At 34.8% G+C, this 20,835-nt stretch carries 16 protein-coding genes and 1 tRNA gene; 12 read left to right on the top strand and 5 right to left on the bottom strand.

Annotation, left to right across the window (positions count from 1 at the left end; genetic code table 11):
* Positions 1-58 precede the first annotated feature (58 nt).
* Together ACEN2N_RS02820 and ACEN2N_RS02815 are read left to right on the top strand one after the other, a co-directional pair.
* Positions 59-2,863, top strand: coding sequence for a triple tyrosine motif-containing protein (locus tag ACEN2N_RS02820; protein ID WP_441822884.1), 2,805 nt, complete (start codon positions 59-61; stop codon positions 2,861-2,863).
* A 304-nt stretch (positions 2,864-3,167) separates the two neighbouring features.
* The gene (locus tag ACEN2N_RS02815; protein WP_441822883.1) at positions 3,168-5,261 is read left to right on the top strand and encodes a family 16 glycosylhydrolase; all 2,094 of its coding nucleotides are present in this window, start codon (positions 3,168-3,170) and stop codon (positions 5,259-5,261) included.
* Between the two features lie 795 nt (positions 5,262-6,056).
* On the opposite strand, the gene ACEN2N_RS02810 is transcribed toward ACEN2N_RS02815, so the two are convergent.
* Positions 6,057-6,188, bottom strand: coding sequence for a hypothetical protein (locus tag ACEN2N_RS02810; protein ID WP_423997632.1), 132 nt, complete (start codon positions 6,186-6,188; stop codon positions 6,057-6,059).
* Positions 6,189-6,380: 192 nt separating this feature from the next.
* Complete coding sequence (locus tag ACEN2N_RS02805) at positions 6,381-7,619, bottom strand: 3-deoxy-D-manno-octulosonic acid transferase (protein ID WP_441822882.1); 1,239 nt, start codon at positions 7,617-7,619, stop codon at positions 6,381-6,383.
* Positions 7,620-7,709: 90 nt separating this feature from the next.
* On the opposite strand from ACEN2N_RS02805, the gene ACEN2N_RS02800 reads away from it, so the two are divergent.
* The 4 genes from ACEN2N_RS02800 to ACEN2N_RS02785 all read left to right on the top strand — a co-directional run bounded on the left by ACEN2N_RS02800 (position 7,710) and on the right by ACEN2N_RS02785 (position 11,669).
* Positions 7,710-8,864: a DegT/DnrJ/EryC1/StrS family aminotransferase gene (locus ACEN2N_RS02800; RefSeq protein ID WP_441822881.1), complete on the top strand. Its 1,155-nt coding sequence runs from the start codon at positions 7,710-7,712 to the stop codon at positions 8,862-8,864.
* Between the two features lie 44 nt (positions 8,865-8,908).
* Positions 8,909-9,925: a UDP-glucose 4-epimerase GalE gene (gene galE / locus ACEN2N_RS02795; protein WP_441822880.1), complete on the top strand. Its 1,017-nt coding sequence runs from the start codon at positions 8,909-8,911 to the stop codon at positions 9,923-9,925.
* Between the two features lie 76 nt (positions 9,926-10,001).
* A complete protein-coding gene (locus ACEN2N_RS02790) occupies positions 10,002-11,273 on the top strand; it encodes an amidohydrolase family protein (protein ID WP_441822879.1) in 1,272 nt (423 codons plus the stop codon).
* 42 nt (positions 11,274-11,315) lie between these two features.
* Entirely contained in the window at positions 11,316-11,669 is a 354-nt protein-coding gene (locus ACEN2N_RS02785) for a hypothetical protein (protein ID WP_441822878.1), read from the top strand.
* A gap of 3 nt (positions 11,670-11,672) precedes the next feature.
* Here ACEN2N_RS02785 and ACEN2N_RS02780 read toward each other — a convergent pair whose 3' ends face one another.
* Positions 11,673-12,776: an acyltransferase family protein gene (locus ACEN2N_RS02780; protein ID WP_441822877.1), complete on the bottom strand. Its 1,104-nt coding sequence runs from the start codon at positions 12,774-12,776 to the stop codon at positions 11,673-11,675.
* 35 nt (positions 12,777-12,811) lie between these two features.
* A complete protein-coding gene (locus tag ACEN2N_RS02775; protein WP_441822876.1) occupies positions 12,812-13,327 on the bottom strand; it encodes an alpha-ketoglutarate decarboxylase in 516 nt (171 codons plus the stop codon).
* Positions 13,328-13,444: 117 nt separating this feature from the next.
* Here ACEN2N_RS02775 and ACEN2N_RS02770 point away from each other — a divergent pair, with 117 nt between their 5' ends.
* Positions 13,445-16,240 carry a 2-oxoglutarate dehydrogenase E1 component gene (locus ACEN2N_RS02770; RefSeq protein WP_441822875.1) on the top strand — a complete coding sequence of 932 codons (2,796 nt, stop codon included), beginning with the start codon at positions 13,445-13,447 and terminating at the stop codon, positions 16,238-16,240.
* Between the two features lie 24 nt (positions 16,241-16,264).
* Positions 16,265-17,494 carry a 2-oxoglutarate dehydrogenase complex dihydrolipoyllysine-residue succinyltransferase gene (gene odhB, locus ACEN2N_RS02765; RefSeq protein ID WP_441822874.1) on the top strand — a complete coding sequence of 410 codons (1,230 nt, stop codon included), beginning with the start codon at positions 16,265-16,267 and terminating at the stop codon, positions 17,492-17,494.
* Positions 17,495-17,535: 41 nt separating this feature from the next.
* Here the strand turns inward: odhB and ACEN2N_RS02760 are convergent, their stop codons facing one another.
* On the bottom strand, positions 17,536-17,985 hold the full coding sequence (locus ACEN2N_RS02760) for a retropepsin-like aspartic protease (protein WP_441822873.1): 450 nt from the start codon (positions 17,983-17,985) through the stop codon (positions 17,536-17,538).
* A gap of 37 nt (positions 17,986-18,022) precedes the next feature.
* Between ACEN2N_RS02760 and ACEN2N_RS02755 the strand changes: the two genes are divergently transcribed.
* From ACEN2N_RS02755 to ACEN2N_RS02740, 4 genes are all read left to right on the top strand, one after another.
* Positions 18,023-18,790, top strand: a complete 768-nt coding sequence (locus tag ACEN2N_RS02755) for a TatD family hydrolase (protein ID WP_441822872.1) — start codon at positions 18,023-18,025, stop codon at positions 18,788-18,790.
* 22 nt (positions 18,791-18,812) lie between these two features.
* Positions 18,813-19,844 carry an asparaginase gene (locus ACEN2N_RS02750; protein ID WP_441822871.1) on the top strand — a complete coding sequence of 344 codons (1,032 nt, stop codon included), beginning with the start codon at positions 18,813-18,815 and terminating at the stop codon, positions 19,842-19,844.
* Positions 19,845-19,915: 71 nt separating this feature from the next.
* Positions 19,916-20,003: transfer RNA gene (locus ACEN2N_RS02745), tRNA-Ser, on the top strand.
* 77 nt (positions 20,004-20,080) lie between these two features.
* The gene (locus ACEN2N_RS02740; RefSeq protein ID WP_441822870.1) at positions 20,081-20,830 is read left to right on the top strand and encodes a MotA/TolQ/ExbB proton channel family protein; all 750 of its coding nucleotides are present in this window, start codon (positions 20,081-20,083) and stop codon (positions 20,828-20,830) included.
* The last annotated feature ends 5 nt before the right edge of the window (positions 20,831-20,835 follow it).

Below are 20,835 nucleotides of genomic sequence, written 5' to 3'. Positions count from 1 at the left end.
ATGATGTCCAATTTTAAATATCTTATATTTAAATTCAACAAATTTCATCTCCCCTTCAATGATATTGAAATCTTATTTTAGTGTAATATTTCTTTTTGCATTGTGTATTTCAGCTCAAGAGTTGCCGCCAATACAGAATTTTACTCCTATAGAATATAATGCCGGTAATCAAAATTGGTCTATAGACCAATCTAATGATGCCTCTGTGTACTTAGCCAACAATAGTGGGTTAATGGCATTCAACGGTACATCGTGGAAGTTATATCAAGTTCCTTACGGTACTCCTGTAAAATCTGTAAAGGTTGTTGATGATAGGGTTTACACTGGTAGTTACATGGAATTTGGATATTGGAAAGGAAATGAATTCGGGACTCTAGAATACACTTCACTATCAGCTCATTTAAATACTTCCCTTATAGAAGATGAGGATTTTTGGAATATTACGCATTTTAAAGATTGGATTTTATTTCAATCTTTAGATAGAATTTATATCTACAATGTTAAGAATGCTTCATTTGAAATGTTGGAGGTAGAGACCATAAGTCCTAAAATATTTGAAGTTGGAAACAAATTATACTTTCAAAAAATTGGTAAAGGTTTATATACGCTAGATAATGGTACACCTATTTTGGTGTCTAATGATGCAGTTCTTAAAAATACAGGTATTGTTGGTGTTTTTCAATCGGCAACTAAAATTCTAGTAATTACGGAACTTGGAGAATTTTATTATTTAGATGGTTCTCAGCTGATAAAATGGGAAATATCAGCAGAAGTAGATTTATCAACAACCAAAATCCATAGTACTTTACGTCTAAATGATGGTTCTATTATATTGGGAACAATATCCAAAGGTATCTTTCATTTAGATGCTAATGGATTGTTGATAAGGCATATTAATCAAGAAAAAGGGCTAAACAATAATACAGTATTATCCTTATTTCAAGATTACGACCAAAACTTATGGCTGGGGCTAGATAACGGTATAACCATCATAAATTTAGACTCACCATTTAAAGAATATATAGATCATGTTGGTGCTATTGGTGTTGTGTATACTGCTAAGAAATTAGGTGACATTTTATACTTAGGTACTAATCAGGGTTTATTCTATAGAAGAACCTTTGGAGTAGATGGCTTTCAACTTGTAAATGGTACACAAGGCCAAGTATGGTTATTAAAAGAAATTGACGGTACATTGTTCTGTGGTCATCATAACGGTACTTACGTAATAGAAAATGAAAATGCAACCAAGATTTCTAATGAACCAGGAACTTGGGATATTCAATCTTTAAAAAACCAAGAGGATTTATTGATACAAGGAAACTATAAAGGTTTAAGTGTATTGGAACGAAAAAATAATCAATGGCAATACCGTAATGATATTATAGGATTTGATAATTCTAGTAGGTTTTTTGAATTTGTTGGGGAACATCATTTACTTGTAAATCATGATTATAAAGGGATATTCGATTTAACGGTTGATTCAGAATTTACTAAAGTCATAGAAAGTGATCACAAAGAATCTAAAGGTATTGGTTCAAGTTTAGTTCGCTATAGAGATGATATTGTTTACAGTACTATAAACGGAGTTTTTAAATATAATGCGGAACAACATGATTTTCTGAAAGACTCTGTACTTACCACTAAATTCTTTAATACTGATGAGAGTATTGTTGGTATATTACAATCCACTAATAATTCAGAAAGGTTATGGGGATTTACAAATGATAATATAATTAGTGTTTCTAATGGACATTTAAGTAATGAACCACAAACAGTAAAAATTCCAATTCCTAAATCTTTTAGACGCAGTATGGGTGTCTTGGGTTTTGAATCTGTGGTTCATTTAGAAAAGGAACTTTATTTAATCGGAATCTCTAATGGTTACGTTACTTTAGATTTACAAAAAGTAAAACAGAAAGATTATCAAATACATATTAATTCCATTTATAGAAAAACACACGAATCCCCTAAGGTGGATATTGTTCTTAATGGTTCTCAGGAATTTAAATATGCAGAGAATACTATAAATTTTAATTACAATGTTACCGAGTATGATAAGTACACAGAGGTATATTACCAGTATGAATTAAATGGGTTTTATAATGAATGGAGTAGTTGGTCAACAAGCCCTAATGTTTCCTTTGAAAATTTACCCTATGGTTCTTATGAACTTAAAGTAAGAGCAAGAGTGGGAAATGAGTTATCTAAAAACATAGCCACTTATACGTTTGTTATACAGCGACCATGGTATATATCTTACTGGGCAATTTTATGTTATATTTTTCTTGGGGCTCTGCTTTCTATTTTAATTCATAAACTATATAAAAACCATTATAAAAGGCAGCAACAGCAACTCATAAAAGAAAATCAAAGGCTTTTAAAACGTAAAAAATTAAAAAGTCAAAAGAAAATTATTCAAATTAAAAATGAGCAGTTACAAGAGTTGGTTGAAAGTAAGAATAGAGAATTGGCAATCTCTACCATGAGTATTATAAAGAAGAATGAATTTTTAAATTCAATCAAAGACAAGTTGAAAAAGAGTGATGAAAATCCTCAAATAAAATCAGTTATTAGAACTATAGATAGAAATATTAATAACGCTGACGATTGGAAATTTTTTGAAAATGCTTTTAATAATGCCGATAAAGACTTTTTGAAAAATGTGAAAGAGAAGCATCCAGATTTATCTGCGAACGACTTAAGATTGTGCGCATACTTAAGATTGAATTTATCCTCTAAAGAAATTGCTCCACTTTTAAATATATCTGTTAGAAGCGTAGAGGTGAAAAGGTATCGTTTGCGAAAAAAAATGAATTTAGCACATGAAGCTGGTTTAACCGAGTATATCATCAATTTATAGTTTCCTCAACACTTGGTGAAATCACCACAACATTACCACAACATTCTTAAACTTTTACACTAGTTAATAAATTTCATACTGCTAATGATATATTTAGGCAACGCCTATATTTTATTACGATAATCTCTTTTATTATATCTTTTTTTTGAATTGTATGTTTTTTGTAGGGGCGATAATTTAGAAATTAATAATGTTCTGATTTAAATTGCGATAGCGATTATTCTTATCAGAACACAACAATAGTATGTGTAATGTTCAGGGTGATTTCTAAGTCAAATAATTAACTCTAACAAAAAATTAAACTATGAAAAACTTTATGTACACAATGTTTGTATTTTTAATGGTCTTTGCTAGCTGTGAAGATGATGATACCTTTTCGACTGGGGCTTTATCTAATTTAGCGGTTACCACCGAAATAAAAGATGATGGTTCTGGTATAGTAATGTTTACTCCTAGTGCTTCAGGAGCCAAGAGTTACACCTACGACTTTGGGGATGGTACTACAGGGGAATCTCTAACGGGTTTTATTTCAAAAACCTACACCACGGCGGGAGAAAATACGTTTATTGTAACAATTACCGCAATTGGTTATGATGGTACTACCTTAACAGAAACTGTTCAAGTCACTATAATTTTGCCTGCTACAAATTCAGATTTAGTTAATTTAATTACCGACGGAAATTCTAAAACTTGGTTTTTGGCAGCAGCTCAACCAGGTCATTTAGGATTAGGTCCGGCAAGAGAAGGTATTGATGGTGATTGGTGGTACCCTAAATGGTATTCAGCCCAAGCTTTTGAAAAATGTGCAATCGAAATATCCGATTGTTTTTGTGATGATGAATTAACATTTACAGTTGATGATAGTGGTGATGTTACTTATGTTTTGGATAATAAGGGTCAAACCTTTTTTAACGTCGGACATAAAGATGTAGTTGGGGGAACAGCAGACGAAGATTATTGTTATGACTATGATAGTTCTGGAGAAAAAGACGTAACCTTTTCATCGGTAGAAGGAAATGTGCCAACTGCGGAAACAACGGGTATGCAAATGGAATTTTCTGATGGAGGATTCATGAGTTATTATGTAGGTTCATCTACATATGAAATATTAACTATAAGTGAAAATTTACTTTACGTTAGAACTTACGATACCAAGAATGCGGATTTGGCTTGGTATTTAAGATTTACCTCGGCTCCTTCAACTGGTAGTGGTGAAGAAAGTTTAGAAACCATTTATACTAATTTGATATGGTCTGATGAGTTTGATGTAGATGGTGCACCTAATCCTGCAAATTGGACGTATGACCTTGGAGCAGGTGGCTGGGGTAACGGTGAAGCTCAAGAATATACAGATAGCTCGGATAATGTAATTGTGGAAGATGGTGTTCTTAAAATTACTGCTAGAGGTTCTGGTGCAGTTGGTGGAGCTGTTCATTATTATGATGATATTACTCTGATCGCTACTGGTGGTGAAACTTTATCTGTACAGGATTTTGAAAGTAGCGCACCGGTATTTACAGATTTTGGTGGAGCTTCAACTGCTGTAATAGACAATCCTGATGCATCGGGTGTAAATACTTCTGGTACAGTAGCAGAATCAACAAAGAATAGTGGTGCCGAAGTTTGGGCAGGTTCATTTTTTGATATTGCCGCTCCTTTAGATTTAGAGACATATTCAAGTATGAATATAAATACTTGGTCTCCTGTAACAGGTGCAGTGGTTAGATTGAAAATCGAAAATCAAGCAAATTCAGAAGAATTTTTTGAAGTAGATGCAACTACATCGGTATCAGAGTCTTGGGAGACATTATCTTTTGACCTTAGTGGTGCTCCGGCATTTAATTATGATAGGGTAGTGTTGTTCTTTGATTTCGGAGTAAGTCCTTCGGGTGATGCAGCTTATACTTCTGCTAGAATTAAATCTGAAAATTTATTTGAATTCACATATGGTAGAGTAGAGATTAGAGCAAAACTTCCTTCGGCTGGCGGTACTTGGCCTGCACTTTGGGCATTAGGTGCCAATTTTGATGAAGTAGGATGGCCTGCAACGGGTGAAATAGATATTATGGAGCATGTAGGTAACAACAGCAATACTATTAGTAGTGCGTTGCATTATCCTGGTAATTTTGGTGGTAATGCAGTTGTAGGTAGTACGCCTGTAGAAACCGCCACGTCAGAATTTCATAACTATACGGTTGAATGGACTCCAGATAGTATTAAGTTCGTAGTTGATGGGGAGCTAGTCCATAATAGTTTAGTCAATAGTGCAACTACACCCTTTAATAGTGATTTCTTTCTAATTATGAATATTGCAATGGGCGGTACACTTGGTGGCGCTATAGATCCAGCATTTACAGAAGACACAATGGAAGTGGATTATGTAAGGGTTTACCAATAGAATAATTTAATTAAAAGGGAAGCCGTCAAATTCATTTTTGACGGCTTCTTTTGTTTATATATTATAACTTTAGGAGTATAATAATTTTCTTAACTGGTGTAAATTGTGATTTAAGGTAAGGTTTAAGTTAATTCAGCATAGAAACTTGATAATATCCATGTTTTGCATAGTTATACTTTAGATCACCTTTGCATGATATAATTGTTAATTATTTAAAGAATGAAAAATAGTAAAGTTTATCCAACCATTTGGCAAACAATGCCGTTTTCACTTGATGTTTTGGATATTTGGAAAAGAAGGAAAAAGGCAAAATCAAGATTAATCAAGTGATTATATTTAATGATGTAATCGTATAACTTTATAAAATGAAAAATGCCCCTTTTAAAAGGGGCATTTTTTTGAAGTAATTTTTTTCAATAAGGGTTTGGTATTAAAAGGTTAGACAATCCCTATTAGGGCTAAAAAAGCTCCTACTACAACTACTGCTAAAAATGCATGCATTGCAATAACAAGCACGGATAGATAAGTTTCTACTCCGGTTTTAAATGATAAATCGTTCATAACATTACCTACTTTAAAGTTACACTACTAAAGTTAGTTGAATTGGGCAACATTTCAATACAAAATGTTGTATAAATTTACAAATACGATGTAAAAACTTACAAATTTGTGGTTTGAAGTAGTGCCGAAATGTAATTCACCCCATAAAAGTGGCAACTCGTCGATTTCGATTTGTTGCAAATTCTACTAGTTAACGAATGTAGTGTTGTTTTTAAAGTATGTTATTGAATCTAATTATATAATAACTCCAAGCCAATCTGCTATTCCTGCTAGTGGTACAGCTAAAAGTATTACGACTAAACAGGTAATCATTAATTTAAGAAATCCGTTGAGTATTTTAACTCCGGGTGTTAGTTCTCTTTCCATAATCTTTGTTCTATTGTTCTGTACTCAATATAGGTTTATCTAGTATAAAGTACTGTTGTATAGGCTTGTAAAATCGATTAACGTAAGCAAAACTCCTTTGTACAGTATAATTAATGAATATTAATAGGCATAAAACTTCGTTGAGAATTATGCGAAATAGAGCGTGGGTAGATAAATTACTAAGTGTAAGGTTTAACCAATTACTGAATTAAGTATGGTCATTATACGGTCTGTGGCACCAGATTTATTTTTGATATATGCGGTATTTATACATCCAGTTTTTACTCTAAAGTCATCATTGGTAAAACAATTATTAGTGAGTTTTGTAAACTCATTTGCGTTTTCAATAGTAATAACACCTTTTAGATCAACTAATTCTTCCACTTCTGCAAATCCGTCATATTTCGGACCAATGATTACCGGTATACCGAAAACTGCTGGCTCTAAGGTATTGTGCAGACCTGTCGCAAAGCCGCCGCCAACATAAGCCATATCTGCATAGCTGTAAATTTTGGTTAAAAGCCCAATGGTGTCAATAATTAGCACTTCGCAATCTTCTAGATCACTATTCTCTAGCGTTGTAAAGCGTGTAACCTTCTTGTCTAAAGATTGAATTATTTCTTGAATATGATTGTCCTTAACAGTGTGTGGTGCGATTACAAATTTAATAGGGTAGGTGGTCTTATTAATATATTCTACTATCAACTTCTCATCTTCAGGCCACGTACTGCCTGCAACTAGGCAAAATTTACCATCTTTAAAACGTGTCATGAAATCTAATGCGTTGTTTCTTTCTAAAATTTCATTTACCCTATCAAAACGAGTGTCTCCGGCAATGGTAATATTGGTATGTCCAATGGAATTTAATAGTGTTTTTGATGTTTCATTCTGTACAAAAAAATGTGAGAACTCATTTAGTGATCGACGCATAAAACCACCATACCACTTAAAATAAATCTGATTCTCTTTAAATAATGCTGAGATTAAAAATATTGGTGTATTAGCTTTTTTTAATGCATGTAAGTAGTTGGGCCATATTTCATATTTAATAAAAATGGCGATATCTGGGTGTGCGGCTGTCAAAAAGGAATTTACGTTGCTCTTCGTATCCATAGGTAGGTAACAGGTAACATCAGCTATTTTATTGTTCTTTTTCACTTCATAACCAGAAGGAGAAAAAAAGGTTAGGATTATTTTATACGAAGGATAATCAATTTTTATTTTTTCTAAAATGGGTAATCCTTGCTCGTATTCACCTAATGAGGCTGCATGAATCCAAATAACGTTGTCATCTATTGAAACGGATTTTTTAATTAAGGAGATTGTCTCTTTCCTGCCATTTACAAATAGCGAGAGTTTAGAATTCACCAATGCCAATACCTTTAAAATAGTAGATGCGCATATTACGATAAGGTTATAAAGAAAGTACAAACTGATGCTTTTGGGCTAAATTACGTTTCTTTCCATAAAATTAGTGTCGCCCGTTTCGTATTTTTGTATGACTTCATGTAATTACAACAGATGAAAAAGATACAAATGGTAGACCTTGGCGGTCAATACCAAGAAATTAAAGAACAAGTAAATTCTTCTATAGCTCAAATATTAGAAACCTCGGCATATATAAATGGTCCTGAAGTTCATGCTTTTCAAAAAGAACTAGAAGATTATCTTCAAGTTAAGCATGTTATACCATGTGCTAATGGTACCGATGCTTTGCAAATTGCAATGATGGGTTTGGGTCTAAAGCCAGGCGATGAAGTTATTACTGCAGATTTTACTTTTGCTGCAACAGTAGAGGTTATTGCATTGTTACAGCTGACTCCGGTTTTGGTAGATGTTTATCCAGATACTTTCAATATTAATATTGAAGCTATAGAAAAAGCGATAACTCCAAAAACAAAAGCAATTGTACCGGTTCATCTTTTCGGCCAATGCGCCAATATGGATGTTATACTTGACCTGGCTAAAAAACACGATTTGTTTGTTATTGAAGATAATGCTCAGGCAATAGGGGCTAAATATTTATCAAAAGATGGTACAAAGCATATGGCAGGTAGTATGGGGCATGTTGGTGCTACGTCATTTTTTCCTTCTAAAAATTTAGGATGTTATGGTGATGGTGGTGCAATTTTCACCAATGATGATGATTTGGCACATACCTTACGTGGTATCGTTAATCATGGTATGTACGAGCGTTATCATCATGACGTGGTTGGTGTAAATTCTAGACTAGATTCTATACAGGCTGCAGTTTTACGTGCAAAACTACCTAAGTTAGATGGTTATTGTGAGGCAAGAAGAAATGCTGCAAGGGCATATTCTAAAGCTTTTGAGGGGCAAGAACATATTATGACTCCTGTAACGGTTAATAATTGTCAAGGTATTTGCGATGTGTGCGATTGTCATGTCTTTCATCAATATACATTGAGAATCACAAATGGAAAAAGAGATGAGTTAGGGCAATTTTTAGCTAAAAATGAAGTTCCTTTTGGGGTATACTATCCAATTCCGTTACATAAACAAAAAGCTTATGTAGATGACCGTTACAATGAAGCAGATTTTCCGGTAACGAATCAATTGGTGACAGAGGTATTGTCTTTACCGATGCACACAGAATTGGATGAAGAGCAGATTGACTTTATAACGCAGTTAATTATCGGATTTGTTAACGGGTAATGGTGTAATTTTTTAAATTTGATAACGTTCAAACAGCATTATAAATGAAAGTATTAGTAACAGGCGGTTTAGGTTTTATTGGGTCTCACACTGTAGTAGAGCTTCAAAACAAAGGGTTCGAAGTAATCATTATAGATGATTGCTCTAATTCTGACGAAAATGTACTTGAAGGCATAAAAGCTATTACAGGTAAGAAGCCGCTTTACGAGAAAATAGATTTAAAAGAGAAGCATAAGGTAGAAGATTTTTTTCAACGCTATCAAGATGTTGCTGGTGTTATACACTTTGCAGCTTCTAAGGCAGTTGGTGAAAGTGTTGAAAAACCATTACTGTATTATGAGAACAATATTGGTACGTTAGTTTATATCTTAAAAGAGCTTTGTAAAAAGAACAAGGCTAGTTTTATATTTAGTTCTTCTTGCACGGTTTATGGTCAAGCAGATAAAATGCCTATTACGGAAGATGCACCTATTAAAGTTGCTGAATCGCCTTATGGTAATACGAAACAAATGGGTGAAGAGATCATTGCAGATACCTGTAAAGTAACGCCTAGTTTAAATGCAATTGCATTACGTTATTTTAACCCTATGGGTGCACACCCGAGTGGTGAAATTGGGGAATTGCCAATAGGTGTACCTCAGAATTTGGTTCCATTTATTACTCAGACCGGTATCGGACTCAGAGATCAATTATCTGTTTTTGGTGATGATTATCCTACGCCAGATGGTACTTGTATTAGAGATTATATTTATGTGGTAGATTTAGCCAAAGCTCACGTAATAGCTTTAGAGCGTTTATTGAGCGGCAAAAACGAATCTAATTATGAGGTGTTTAATGTTGGTACGGGTACTGGTAGCTCTGTGCTAGAGGCTATACATAGTTTTGAAAAAGTATCTGGACGAAAATTAAACTATAAAATAGTAGATAGAAGACCTGGTGATATTACAACTGCTTATGCCGATACTACTAAAGCCAATAAAGTGTTAGGCTGGAAAGCAGAATATACTTTAGAAGAAGCCATGAATTACGCGTGGATCTGGGAACAGAAAATACGTGACTGATTTTTTCAGGTTTAACGATATGAATAAGGGGAAATATAGCTATATTTCCCCTTATTCAATTTTAAGACCACCTCTTATGAAAAAATCATTATTTCTTCTTATGCTTCTTTCTTTTACAGTAGCCACAGCTCAAAATACATATCTTCAATGCGGTAAAATTGTTGATGTGGAATCAGGTGAGATAATGTCAGAGAAAACGATCATTATTTCAGGTAATAAAATTACAGAAATTAAGAATGGCTTTGTGGCCGGCGGTGATCAAGATGAGGTGGTAGATTTAAAATCTAAGACCGTTTTACCAGGTTTTATAGATATGCATGTGCATATTGAAAGCGAATCAAGTCCGTCAAGATATTTAGAGGCTTTTACTATGAATGAAGCTGATATCGCATTTGAATCGACAGTTTATGCTAAAAGAACATTAATGGCCGGCTTCACAACTGTGCGAGATTTAGGTGGTTCGGGAGTAAATATTGCCTTAAAGAAAGCAATTAATAAAGGTACTGTAGTTGGGCCACGTATTTTTACCGCTGGTAAAGCCCTTGCCACTACTGGTGGTCATGCAGATCCAACTAACGGAAGAAGCAATGAGTTAATGGGTGATCCAGGACCAAAAGACGGAGTGGTTAATTCTCCTGAAGATGGAAGAAAAGCGGTTCGTCAACGCTATAAAGAAGGTGCTGATGTTATTAAGATAACTGCTACTGGTGGTGTGTTAAGTGTAGCGAAAAGTGGTCAGAACCCTCAATTTACGATTGAAGAAATAAAAGCGATTACCGAAACAGCTAATGATTACGGTATGCTTACTTCAGCTCATGCACATGGTGATGAAGGTATGCAAAGGGCAATTTTAGGAGGTATAAAAACTATTGAGCACGGTACATTAATGTCTGAAGAAACAATGGACTTAATGATAAAGTATAAAACGTTTATGGTGCCTACGATATCTGCAGGTCAAGAAGCGGCTAGGTTGGCTAAAATACCGAACTACTTACCGCCTGTTGTAGCTAAGAAAGCTTTGGAAATCGGACCTAAATTAAATGCAACTTTTGCAAAGGCGTATAAAAAAGGCGTAAGTATCGCTTTTGGTACAGACTCTGGTGTGTCACCTCATGGAGATAATGCGAAAGAATTTATTTATATGCACAAAGCAGGCATGCCAATTATAGAGGCTTTGCGCTCTGCTACAATTACGAATGCAATGCTTTTGGGTGAAAAGGAATTAGGTCAAATAAAAGAAGGTTTCATAGCCGATATTGTTGCTGTAAATGAAAATCCTTTAGATAATGTAGAAACGCTTACCGATGTTGTTTTTGTAATGAAAGAGGGTGTAGTATACAAACAATAGTATAAATAATAGGTTGTTATTTTTTAAGGATAAATCAATTGCATGAAGTTGAATGTTGACAATAGTGAGCAATTGATGCAAGTAGTGAAAAGTGATTCGCTATTTGATAAACTGGTACACCAGGTCGAGAAAGATTTTGTTCTTGCCAATGTTTCTTTGAAAATACCTGATACACTAGGGCATGTAGCTTTTATTGCCCTAGTTCGTGAGAAGGTGTATTATCTAATGATGGAGCATTTTTCTGATTATCTAAATTTAATGTATATTATAGATATTCCAGAAAATGATTTTCAGAATATTGAAATCACCGATACTGTTGATGTGGCTGACCAGGTCACATTATTAATATTGAAAAGAGAGTATAAAAAGGTATGGTATCGTAATCGATATCAATAGCACTTATACTTTTACGTAAATTCCTTTTCTATCCATAATATAACCAACAAGCCAGCAGGTGAACATGATCCACAAGGCAAATAGCAGTGAGCCAAAATAATCGCCTGCTGAAGCAATGAATATCTTATCTGCTATCCAATTATAAGCGTTTGTGCCTTTCATAGATAGCTCTGCTAAACTGATAATGAATAACTCTGATAATAAGTAGATGAATAGTGTGTTTCTGCCAAATACTTCGAAGAAGTAGGTCCATTTGCCGGGTTTAGACATATCTAAGAGATAGATTAAAACAGCTATTACAAAAATGTCAATACCGCTAGTCAACAGTACAAATGAGCTAGACCAAAGTTTTTTGTTGAATGGGAATATTATATCCCAAGCAAAACCGGCAATTATCAAAATACCGGCTGCCATAATAAGTTTAGCAATAGTCTCAAAATTTTGCCCATTCTTTTGAATAAATTTACCTGTAAAATAGCCTGCGATTACATTTACAATCGAAGGTAATGTGCTTAGTAATCCTTCAGGGTCAAAAGCTATGCCGCCATTACCATGATACATATGATCTGCACCGATAAGAAATTTATCAAGTTTTAATACTGCATTGCCTGTCAAGGTTAAGTCGCCGAATACTACTAGTATAATATGATAAGCTACTAAAGCTAAAGCGCTAAAAATTAGAACAGATTTGGTTTTAAAATAATGAAGAAAAATTGATGCAAACAAGTAACACAGGGCAATGCGCTGTAATACTCCGAAAATTCTAGTTTCGGCAATCGGCTTAAGTCCGCCATCTTCAAAAAACGGAAACCAGTACATTAAAAATCCTAATAGGAAAATAATCGAAAAACGTTTAAAGACTTTTTTTAAAAATACCCCACTGCCTTCGCTTTCGTATTTTTTCATACTAAAACTCATGGCATTACCGACAACAAATAAAAATGTTGGGAAAACTAAATCAGTTAGTGTGAATCCGTTCCAAACGGCATGTTTTAAAATTCCAAAACTAGTATCTCCATTTCCGGGGGAGTTCACAATAATCATTAGAGCGACATCCATCCCTCTAAAGACATCTAATGAAAGAAATCTATTTTTTAATTTACTCATGCTGGTTGGTTTGGTATAGAGAAAGGTAGTAAAATTTAGAAATAGACACGTACAAATGGCATTATTGAATTGCCATAAATACTTTTGTTGTCATTATACAAAAGGTCGTACCGTAGACCAACGGTTACATTTCTAGTGCTATAACCCGCCCCTATAAAAAATGCTGGCAGCCAATAATTGTCTTCTATATTAATAGTTTGGGTGGCGAGAGTTCTATTAATTCTAAGTTGTTCAAATTCGGCTGATAATTGAATTTGTGGTATGGGGTTGAAAAGGGAAAGTACACTACCGCCGTATGCTAAGAATTTATCGTCAGCAAATTTTGCATAATTCAAACTTAAACTTGCGCCTGTAGCAAATTTCTCATTAAATTGATAGATAGCGCTTGGCGAAATGGAGCCATTGAAACCATTATTTGTGAACCCTAAGCCAATACTTCCGCCAAATCTTACGTTATTCCAAAAATCAGAAGCATTATTTGAAGATTGAGCGAATGAAAGAGTAACAGTAAGTGTTGCTAGCCCTGTTAAAATTAGTTTTTTTAAGCTCATATGATAATTTTGTTTTAAAGTTTCATTTTTTTCAATAATACATGGCATTCTATCGTTAGATATTGTAAATGTTGTATTTTTGTTAGAAATTTATTCTAAAGATACAGAAAGTAATTCATGGATAAATATTCCTTTTTAAATACCGCTCATACCTCTTTTTTTTCAGAGTTATACGATAAGTATTTAGTGAATCCGGATAGTGTAGAGCCAAGTTGGAGAGCCTTTTTTCAAGGATTTGACTTTGGTATGGAGAGTTCATTAGATGAACTTGAAATTGATGAGAATCGAACTACAGTTTTAGTAAACGGCAATAAAAGTGAAATGCCAGAATCTCTACAGAAAGAGTTTCAGGTAATTCGTTTAATTGATGGTTATAGAAGCCGAGGACACTTATTTACGAAAACAAATCCGGTACGTGAGCGAAGACATTATGAACCTTCATTAGAAATTGAAAATTTTGGACTTTTAACGTCTGATCTTGAAACAGTATTTAATGCCGGTGATATAATTGGTATAGGTCCAAGTTCCCTTAAAGAGATTGTTAGACATTTACAAAGTATCTATTGCGATGCTATTGGTGTAGAATATATGTTTATTCGAAAGCCAGAACGTGTTAAATGGATTCAAGATTGGATCAATGTCAACGATAATCACCCGAACTATGATGCCGACCGTAAAAAACATATTCTTAAGAAGCTAAATCATGCGATCTCTTTTGAATCTTTTCTACATACTAAATATGTAGGTCAAAAAAGGTTTTCATTAGAAGGTAATGAATCGTTGATTCCGGCTCTAGATGTAATTGTAGAACGCGCAGCTGAAATGGGCGTTAAGCAATTTGTTATGGGTATGGCACACCGTGGTAGATTAAATGTACTTACCAATATATTCGGTAAATCTGCAAAAGACATATTTAGCGAGTTCGACGGTAAAGACTACGAGCAAGAGATTTTTGACGGTGACGTTAAATATCACTTAGGTTGGACGTCAGATAGAAAGTCTGATAACGGTAATAAGATTAAAATGAATATTGCTCCTAATCCTTCACACTTAGAGACCGTTGGTGCAGTGGTTGAAGGTATTGCAAGAGCAAAGCAAGATGCTCATTATCAAGATGATTTTTCAAAAGTATTGCCTATAGTAGTACATGGCGATGCAGCTATTGCTGGTCAAGGTTTGGTATATGAACTTGTTCAAATGGCAGGTCTTGATGGTTATAAAACTGGCGGTACCATACATATTGTGGTAAACAACCAAATAGGCTTTACTACAAACTATTTAGATGCAAGAACATCTACCTATTGTACCGATGTTGCCAAGGTGACGTTGAGTCCGGTTTTACATGTAAATGCAGATGATGCCGAGGCAGTAGTGCACGCATCTCTTTTTGCGTTAGAATATAGAATGCGTTTTTCTAGCGATGTATTTATTGACTTGTTAGGTTATAGAAAATATGGGCATAATGAAGGTGATGAGCCAAGATTTACCCAGCCTAAATTATATAAGGCTATCGCCAAACACAAGAACCCAAGAGATATTTATGCTGAAAGGTTGATCAAAGAAGGTGTTATTGATGACACGTATGTTGCGCTACTAGAGAAACAGTATAAAGATTCGCTTGAAGAGAAATTAGAAGATTCACGAAAAGAAGATAAAACTGTAATTACCCCGTTCATGGCAGATGAATGGAAAGGTTTTGACAATGTTCGTGAGTGGGAAATGATGGAGCCTGTAAATACCACATTCGCTAAAGCCAAATTAGATAAAATTGCCAAAGTAATAACTGCGTTGCCTAAGGGTAAAAAGTTTTTACGCAAAGTTGAGAAACTGGTTAATGATCGCTACAATATGTATTTTGAAGCTGATAACCTTGACTGGGCAATGGGAGAGCTTTTAGCATATGGTACATTATTGGAAGAAGGTTTTGCGGTTCGTATGTCTGGACAAGATGTGGAACGTGGTACTTTCTCTCACCGTCATGCAGTAATGAAAGTTGAAGAAAGTGAAGAAGAGGTTATTTTGTTGAATCAGTTATCTGAACAGCAAGCTAAATTCCAAATCTATAACTCACTTTTATCAGAATATGGTGTTGTTGGTTTCGATTATGGTTACGCTATGGCGAGCCCTAATACCTTAACTATATGGGAGGCACAATTTGGCGATTTCAGTAATGGAGCACAAATTATGATCGACCAATATATTTCGGCTGCCGAAGATAAATGGAAGCTTCAAAACGGATTGGTAATGTTATTGCCACATGGTTATGAAGGTCAAGGTGCCGAGCACTCTTCTGCTAGAATGGAGCGTTACTTACAATTATGTGCAAAAGATAATATGTACATAGCAGATGTAACTACACCTGCTCAGATGTTTCATATTCTTCGTAGACAAATGAAGGCGAATTTTAGAAAGCCATTAATCATTTTTACACCGAAGAGTTTATTAAGGCACCCCAAGGCTGTTTCTAAAATATCAGATTTAACCAATGGAGGTTTCCAAGAAGTTATAGATGATGAAATTGCAGACCCTAAAAAAGTTAAAAGTTTAGTATTCTGTACAGGTAAATTCTATTATGACCTTTTAGCTGTTCAAGAAGAGCAAAAAAGAGATGATGTTGCCCTTGTTAGGGTAGAACAATTATTTCCGGTGCCTGAAGAGAAAATGAAGGCGGCAATGACGAAATATAAAAACGCAGATGATATTGTATGGGCACAAGAAGAGCCTAGAAATATGGGTGCTTGGAGTCATATGTTAATGCATTTTAGTGAAATTCAGAAATTCAGGGTTGCATCTAGACGTTTTTATGCGGCACCAGCAGCTGGTAGCTCTGTTCGTTCTAAAGCACGTCACCAACAAGTTATCGATTACGTCTTTGATAAAACAAAAGACAACATGTCAAAACCAAAAAAATAAATAACATATCAAATTATAGAAAGAATGATTCTAGAAATGAAGGTCCCATCGCCGGGAGAGTCTATCACAGAGGTGGAAATAGCGGAATGGTTAGTTGAAGATGGGGATTATGTAGAAAAAGATCAGGCAATTGCCGAAGTAGATTCAGATAAAGCTACTTTAGAGCTACCTGCAGAAGCTAGTGGTATTATAACATTAAAAGCAGAAGTAGGCGATGCCGTTGCGGTAGGTGCTGTAGTGTGTTTAATTGATACTAGTGCAGCTAAACCAGGTGGATCTGATGATGCGCCAGCTGCTGTTAAAAAAGAAGTTGCAAGCGTTAAAAAGGAAGTTGTTGCTGAAAAAGCACCACAACCCGCAAAAGCTAAAGAATCGTATGCATCTGGTGTACCTTCGCCAGCTGCAAAGAAAATATTAGATGAAAAAGGTATTGATAGTAATGCTGTTTCAGGTTCTGGTCGCGATGGTAGAATTACCAAAGAAGATGCGGTAAGTGCTGTACCTTCAATGGGGTCACCAACCGGTGGTAATCGTGGGGAGTCTCGCTCAAAATTATCGATGTTACGTAGAAAAGTTGCTGAAAGATTAGTTTCTGCAAAGAACGAAACGGCAATGTTAACCACTTTTAACGAAGTGGATATGAGTGCCATTTTCGCACTTAGAAATAAGTACAAAGATGATTTCAAGAATAAGCACGGTGTAGGTCTTGGTTTTATGTCATTCTTTACAAAGGCGGTAGTTAGAGCTTTAGAGATGTATCCTGCAGTTAATTCTATGATTGACGGTAAAGAAATGGTTTCTTATGATTTCTGTGATATTAGTATTGCAGTATCTGGGCCAAAAGGATTAATGGTTCCTGTAATAAGAAATGCTGAAAACTTAACCTTTAGAGGTGTTGAAGCTGAGGTGAAAAGATTGGCGATTAGAGCGCGTGAAGGTGAAATTACTGTTGATGAAATGACAGGTGGTACTTTTACTATTACCAATGGTGGTGTATTCGGTTCTATGTTGTCTACACCAATTATCAATCCGCCTCAGAGTGCAATTTTAGGTATGCATAATATAGTTGACAGACCGATTGCTCGTGACGGAGCTATTGCAATTGCACCTATAATGTATGTTGCTGTTTCTTATGACCATAGAATTATTGATGGTAAAGAATCTGTAGGTTTCTTGGTAGCAATCAAAGAAGCCTTAGAAAATCCTGAAGAGTTGTTGATGGATAATAATATTAAGAAAGCTTTAGAGATGTAATTTTCTTAAGATTTATATATAAAGTAAAGCGTTGGGTAATCTCAACGCTTTTTCTTTTTTAGATAAATACATTTCTTATTGTAATCAATAATCGCTTTTGATTTTTTTAAAATGTCAGCGCCAATAATACCATCTACAGGTTCGGCGCTGTGTGCGGTAAGTGCTTCGTTAACATGTTTTAAGTCGAAAAGAACTATTTCAAGTTTTTTATATTTCCAAGAGTTTAATCCGATCTTGTTTTTTTTCGACACAAGGGTTTCCATATTCGTTGCCCCAGCTCCTGCAGCCTTTATTAAAGACTCTTCAGATATCAATTTAAAATGGTCAATTCGATCTATTCCAACACAGGTGTTAGAGGCGCCAGTATCTAATATAAATCTACCGGGTACTGAATTTATTTCTGCATATATTTCAAAATGGTCGGTAGCTGTCAATACTAAAGGGATGCGTACGTAATCTTTATCCTTCAAAAACTTTTTGAGGGTACTCATAATTCATTTTTTTCAAAGATAAGTCTATTTTTGCGGCATGATAATAACCGATACGCATACCCATTTATATAGTGAGGCTTTTGATGAAGACCGAAAAGAAACCATTCAAAAAGCAATCGATTTAGGCGTAGAAAGATTTTTTATACCTGCCATCGATTCTACCTATACCGAGCGCATGTTGACTTTAGAGAAAGATTTTCCTGGGCATATGTATTTAATGACGGGCTTGCATCCCACGCATGTGAAAGAAAATTTTAGAGAAGAATTGGCGCACGTTGAAGAAATGTTGGGTAAGCATACCTATTATGCAATAGGTGAGATTGGTATTGATTTGTATTGGGAGAAGAAGTATTTAAATGAGCAGCAATTAGCTTTTAGAACGCAGATACAACTCGCAAAAAAAAATAAATTGCCAATAGTTATTCATTGCCGCGATGCTTTCGATGAAGTTTTTGAAATCTTGGAAGAGGAAAAAGGAGATGATTTAAAAGGGATTTTTCATTGCTTTACAGGTACCTTAGAGCAGGCTAAAAAAGCTATAGGCTATAATTTGAAGTTAGGCATTGGGGGAGTGGTTACTTTTAAAAATGGTAAAATCGATACCTTTTTAAATAAAATCGACCTAAAAAATATTGTGTTGGAAACAGATTCACCATATTTGGCGCCTACACCTTATAGAGGTAAAAGAAATGAAAGCGCCTATATTTTTAATATTCTTGAGAAGTTGGCAGATATTTATGGGGTCTCAAATGAACAGGTCGCTTTAGAAACGACAAAGAACTCGAAAGAAGTTTTTGGTATATAGTAATGAGTTTAAATAGGAAGTTTTGAGCATAGAAAAGAAAAATATTTTACTGATATATACTGGTGGTACTATAGGTATGATGAAAGATTATACCTCGGGTGCCTTAAAAGCTTTTGATTTTACGCAATTATTGAAAAACATACCAGAACTAAATCAATTGGACTGTACGATATCTAGTTTTTCGTTTGATGAGCCTATTGATTCTTCGAATATGAACCCAACACATTGGGTTTCTATTGCCGATATTATTTCTGAAAGATATAGTGATTATGATGGTTTTGTGGTATTACATGGTAGTGATACTATGAGTTATACGGCATCAGCTTTAAGTTTTTTACTTGAAAATCTTTCAAAACCTGTCATATTAACTGGTTCGCAATTGCCAATAGGAGATTTAAGAACAGATGCTAAAGAAAATTTAATAACTGCAATACAAATTGCCGCTTTACATAAAAAAGGGAAGCCGGTTGTACAAGAGGTCGGGCTTTATTTTGAGTATAAACTGTACCGAGGAAATAGAACTACTAAAATAAACGCAGAGCATTTTCAAGCTTTTGCCTCTTTAAATTATCCTCATTTGATCGAATCTGGGGTGCATTTGACAATTTTTAAGGAGTATTTATTGCCTCAAAAAAGAAAATTAACATTAAAATCTCATCGAAAGATGGATGATAATGTGGCAATTTTAAAAATTTTTCCAGGAATTAACAGAAATATTATTGATGCAATTTTAAATGCAGCCGATTTAAAAGCGCTCGTTTTGGAGACGTATGGTTCAGGAAATGCGCCGATGGAAGAATGGTTTTTAGAGAAATTAAATAATGCCATAAATAAAGGAATACATATTATTAATGTAACTCAGTGTTCTGGTGGTGCCGTTATGATGGGACACTATGAAACAAGTTCAGGGCTTAAAAAAATGCAAGTGATTAATGGTAAGGATATTACAACTGAGGCTGCCATTACCAAGGCAATGTACTTGCTCGGTAGCGGTGTGTCGCATGAGCTATTTAAAACAGTTTTTGAAACTTCGTTAAGAGGAGAAATGCTATAAATTTAACAGCATTTTAATTTCGATAACTAAGATTTTTTTTGTTATTTGCCCACCCTTAAAAAGGGTAACTTAGAGAGGTGGCCGAGTGGTCGAAGGCGCACGCCTGGAAAGTGTGTATACCCCAAAAGGGTATCGAGGGTTCGAATCCCTTCCTCTCTGCAAGTAAGTTTTACTTTTTTTATATTGTTTTTTTTTTATCTTTAACCCTATTAACTAACTAATTTAAGTTCGAAAAAATGAAAAAATTATTCCCAAGCCTAGCAATTGCTGGGGCATTTGTAGCAGGTACAAATATGGCAAGCGCTAAAGTAGCCGCAGTAGCTTTATTACTTCAAGACGCACCTGCAGAAGCAGAGAGAGGTTTTACTCAAATGTTAAAAGAAATGTTTATTACTGGTGGTGCCGGCTTTATGGGCATCGTTCTTTTATGTTTGATCCTTGGTCTTGCAGTTGCTATTGAAAGAATTATCTATTTAAACATGGCAAGTACTAATACTGCTAAGTTGAAACAACAAGTTGAAGACGCATTGGCATCTGGTGGTGTTGAAGCTGCAAAAGAAGTTTGTAGAAATACAAAAGGTCCTGTTGCATCTATTTACTATCAAGGTTTAGATAGAGCTGGTGAGAGCATAGAATCTGCTGAAAAAGCGGTTGTTGCTTATGGTGGTGTTCAAATGGGTCAATTAGAGAAAAACGTTTCTTGGTTGTCTTTATTTATAGCTATTGCTCCAATGCTTGGTTTCATGGGTACTGTAATCGGTATGATTCAGGCTTTCCAAAAGATTGCAGCTGTTGGTAACTTAAGTGCGTCTCTTATCGCAGGTGATATTCAGGTTGCATTATTAACAACTGTATTTGGTCTTATTACGGCTATTATTCTTCAAATTTTTTATAACTATATCATCGCTAAAATTGATAGCATTGTTAATGATATGGAAGACTCTTCGATTACTTTAATCGATATGTTGGTGGATCACAAAAAATAAGTAAC

Source organism: Maribacter spongiicola, assembly GCF_052119685.1.
Taxonomy (GTDB): Bacteria; Bacteroidota; Bacteroidia; order Flavobacteriales; family Flavobacteriaceae; genus Maribacter; species Maribacter spongiicola_A.
This window is presented reverse-complemented; position numbering and strand designations above follow the sequence as displayed.